Below are 4910 nucleotides of genomic sequence, written 5' to 3' on the forward strand. Positions count from 1 at the left end.
ACAGATGGACATTCTGATGTGAAATGTAACGGAGGAACTGATGGTTCAGTAACCGTAACATTCAGCGGAGGAACAAGTCCTTATATGGTGAACTTCAACGGTGCAGGCTACTTGGCTCAAACCTCTCCAAAAGTGTATACAGGTCTTACCGCCGGTACGTACACTTGGATTGTTAAAGATGCCAACGGATGTATTATGGAAGGTTCAGAAACTATTGCACAACCAGCATTGCTTGTGGCTAATGTTACTCCAATAAATCCTAAATGTTGTTATGATCCTGACGGTTCAATAACCATTTCTGCTACTGGAGGTACAGGAACACTGATGTATTCCATCAATAATGGAACAACTTACCAAACATCTAATGTATTTAGCGGATTACTTGCTGGAACATATAACTGGGTGGTGAAAGATGCTAATAATTGCATCTTGAGAGGTACGGTTACTTTAACCAATCCTCCATTGATTGTCGCATCATCAATTCTTGTGAATCCTAAATGCAATGGAGGAACAGACGGTTCGATTACGATTATCGCTTCAGGCGGTACTGGTACATTAACGTACTCCATTGATCAAGGTCTTACTTATCAATCATCCAATGTGTTTACAGGCCTTGCGGCAGGAGAATACAAATGGAGAGTGAAAGATGCCAATGGCTGCTTATTGAAAGGTACGTTTATCTTGACCACTCCACCAGCGGTGACAGTAACAGCAACTCTTGTGAATCCTAAATGTAATGGAGGAACTGACGGTTCGATTACTGTTAATGCTACGGGAGGAAATGCTCCTTTGATGTACTCTCTAAATGATGGTGCTACTTACCAATCGTCTAATGTGTTTACTGCTTTACCAGCAGGACAATATCAATGGGCGGTAAAAGAATCAAATGGATGTGTTACAAAAGGAACTGTTAATCTTAGCAATCCTGCATTAATAGTTGCGTCAGCAACACCTACAAATCCTAAATGTACTGGAGGAGCCGATGGTTCATTCACAATTACAGCTTCAGGAGGTACAGGTATACTAACGTACTCTAAAGATGACGGATTAACTTACCAATCATCAAACATATTTAGCGGACTTGCTGCGGGAGTTTATGATTGGGCGGTGAAAGATGCTAACGGATGTATTTTGAAAGGATCAGTTACTTTAGTTAATCCACAATTAATTGCAGTGTCTGTATCTGCTGTAAACCCTTCTTGCTGTGTAGCATTGAAAGATGGTTCAATTACATTAAACGCAACGGGCGGAACAGGTTTATTGATGTATTCAATTGATAATGGAAGTACATTCCAAACATCAAACTTCTTTGCTGCCTTAACTGCAGGAGTTTACAATTGGATAGTGAAAGATGCTAATAATTGTCAAATTACTGGAATCGTTACTTTACGTATCCCAAGTGATCCACTAGCGCGACCAGCTGCTAAAACTACAGCAGACTTTACAGCATATCCAGTTCCTTTTAAAGATGTTCTTACAATCAGATACGATTTTGATTACATCTCTGATGTGAAAATAGAAATGTTTGACGCACTAGGAAGAGTGATACTTACTAAATTGGACACAAATAGTTACTATAACAAAGAAATCATGTTAATACCTAGCTCTACCATTGAGCAGGAACAGGTTTATATTGTGAAAGTGACTACTGACAAAGGATACGCCACTAAAAAAGTGATGTCTGGAAAATAGAAAAAATTAATAACCTTAATGTAAAAGCATCCGTTTTCGCGGATGCTTTTTTTTTGAATATTTTTAAGATCGTCGGTCAAAAATAGGGTGTTCGAACCATTGTATGTTAAGTTGACGAAGCATCAACATATTGGTACAATCTATTTTTTGTTTCTAATTAATAATGCCCTGTCTAGCTTCGTTTTTTAGAAACTACATAGTTTTCGAATTAATCAGTAATAAACTATTAAGCGGCATAAAAAAGAGTCAGAGAAAGAAGATGCGAAGGCTATTTTATTTTGGAATATTGTGTAATAATGCCACGAATAATGGACCCATTTTTTTTTATATATTGAAACAAAGAAGATATAATATCTCGATATTAAATTTAAAGGAGCATAAAGCTGGTTTTCGTAATTCCATATTTTAATTAATAAAATTTATGTAGCATAATGCCTAAAAAGTTTAAAAACAATACATTAACAGGATCTTTTTTTTATTAATTTTTTATTTGTGTAATGGGTTTCTTAGCGGACTCTGCTTCCTATCGATAATAATGGAATATTGTCTATTTAAGGTATAATTTTTTTCCTTTTTTTTGGTGATACCTAACCTTCAAATGAGCTTATTAAAATGATATCCAAATTATCCGATTTCCAGATGTTGAATTTAATATAATAAGTAAAGACATTAAATTTTTTGAAGTAGGAAATCTATTCATAATTACAATCAATTAATTTAACATTTAGATATCTGGTAATCAATTAATTAGTAGAATATTTTTTTTACATATTCATGCTTTTTTTCTTAATCAAGTATGTACTTAATCGATTAAAATGGTTTATTATCTATTTTTATTGTTCTTTTTGGTGAAATTTCTGATTTTTTATCAAATCGCTCTTATAATAAATGAATTGTATTAAGTAAGAAAATCATTTGTAATTATTTAAATATCATTTTAACACGTAAGTAACTGTTAATCAATAAATTAATATTTAATTTATTTTTAATTTACATAATTATTTTCTTACCTACCAATGCTAATTGTCGATTAAATAGGCATCTTGTCGAGTTTATTCCTACTTTTTTTAGATGCATTTAGTATAATGCTTAATTTTATGTAAGAAAAGAATTAAGTTGTATTTATACGACTTTAGGTTAGTATTAGGATTCCTATTTTGTTCCCCGCATATTAGATTCCTATGTTTGAGAATTCACTTCAATTATGTTTAATTGGAGATTAGTTAGTAAAGGTTACTTGCATTTCCCCAATGTGTAATTTCCCGTGATAACCTATTTACCTGTTTTAATTTGGTCGTTTTGAAATTAATCTAATAAATTTTTACAAATCGATTTCTGGTATGATAGAGGTGTTTTTTATTGTTCTGATAAAAATATCCTTTTAAGATGGTTAGCTTCATTATTTCATTTGAAGATTAGGATTCACCCCCAGTCTGTAAACTTCCTATTAAATCCTATATATGGTGTTAAAATACTATTATTATGAAAAAGAATACAATTTTTAAGTTTTTCGATTTCTTATACAACAAAATAATGAGTTGCTTTTTAACGAAAAACACCACGTCTAAATTAAATTTCAAGAAATTTAATAAGAGACCTACTGTCAATTATTTATCAAGATTGGAGCAGTTTCAATGGCGACAATGGGTCGCCACGTCCCTTTTATTGATAGTATTTTTGCTATCAAATACAACTGTTCAAGCACAAGGCTCGATTAGAGGATTTGTACCAGTTATATCACCTAAAACAGGTTCTGGAGTTGATGGAGATGCCTATGCCCATAGTCCGGCAGGCTACGAAAATGTTGGGGATTTATTTGATTCGCAACATCCTGACATCAATGGCCATGGTGTTATTAATCCCTTTACAGGGGAATTACTTTATCCTGGACACACTTTTTTCCTGCAGGATAGATATGAAAATGATTTAACAATCTTTACAGCATCTAATAAAATAGATGACAACCCCAATACATATACTTGGGGGCCGGGCAATTCGCCCAACAAAAATGAAATCGAAAACGCTGGAGCCCATTTTTCATATGGCGATCCTAATTTACCGGGAGGTGTAGCAACCGACTTATGGTGTTTATTTGCGGGTGACCGACAAGTTACTAACGGTAGTAGCTATATTGATTTCGAATTTTTGCAAAAATCAATGACCATCACTGGCGCCACTATGGCTTCCAATGGCTCTATTACCGGAGGTAGTGGGGGTTTTACCAGTTTAGGTACCGATGGTGGTCGTACACTTGGTGACATTCTGATCACTATCGAGTTTACTAACGGTGGTGGCGATGCTAACGCCGTGATTCGCGTATGGTCAGCTAAGGCTGGAGGAGGATTTGAATATGTCATTCATCCAAATTCAGAGTTTCTTGGCAGAATATTCATCACTAATAATACCACGTTGACTCACGTTCCGTTTGATGTTTACGGTAGTGATCCAAATGGAACCGGTGTAGGCGGAGATTATGCTCCGAATCAATGGGCCGAAGGGGCCATTAATCTTACTCAGGTGTTTAAAAATGCGTTTAAAGATCCTTGTTTTTCAATAAGTACGTTATTTATTAGAACAAGATCTTCTGGAAATTCACAAACGTCAGAATTAAAAGATTTCCCAGGTGCGCCAATCCAGTTCATTATTGATGGTAGTCCAAAAGGAGTGGCAGTAGCATCAAGTCCAGCTTGTAATGGTGGATTTGGTTCTATAGACCTTACCGTTACTGGGGGGACTGCTGGATTTACGTATTCTTGGACTGGTCCAAATAATTTTACTGCATCCACACAGGATATCAGTAATGTATTAGCCGGTACCTATCAATGGCAAATTACAGATTCCAAAGGATGCAAATCATCGGGATCAGTTGTTGTTTCTCAACCGCCAGCGATTGTAGTCTCTTCTGCAGTGTTAGTAAGTCCTAAATGTAATGGTGGAACCGATGGTTCAATCACGATTACCGCTACAGGAGGAACAGGAACACTGATGTATTCAGCTAATGATGGATCAACTTACCAAGCCTCTAATGTCTTCAGCGGATTAACTGCTGGAACCTATTTATGGGCGGTGAAAGATGCCAACAATTGTGTATTAAAAGGATCCGTTACGATCACTCAACCAACTGCAATCGCTGTATCAGCTGTACTTGTAAGTCCTAAATGTAATGGTGGAACCGATGGTTCAATCACGATTACGGCTTCAGGAGGAACAGGAACACT

The 4910-nt window shown here is 35.6% G+C and carries 2 protein-coding genes; both read left to right on the top strand.

Features of this window, described 5'->3' with window-relative positions; genetic code table 11:
• Positions 1-1692: T9SS type A sorting domain-containing protein (locus tag IWX84_RS15245; RefSeq protein ID WP_196851615.1), on the top strand; the 1692-nt coding region annotated here is incomplete at its 5' end.
• 1482 nt (positions 1693-3174) lie between these two features.
• A partial coding sequence (locus IWX84_RS15250; RefSeq protein WP_196851616.1) for a SprB repeat-containing protein occupies positions 3175-4910 on the top strand: 1736 nt, incomplete at its 3' end.

The organism is Flavobacterium sp. CG_9.10 (assembly GCF_015752245.1).
GTDB lineage: Bacteria > Bacteroidota > Bacteroidia > Flavobacteriales > Flavobacteriaceae > Flavobacterium.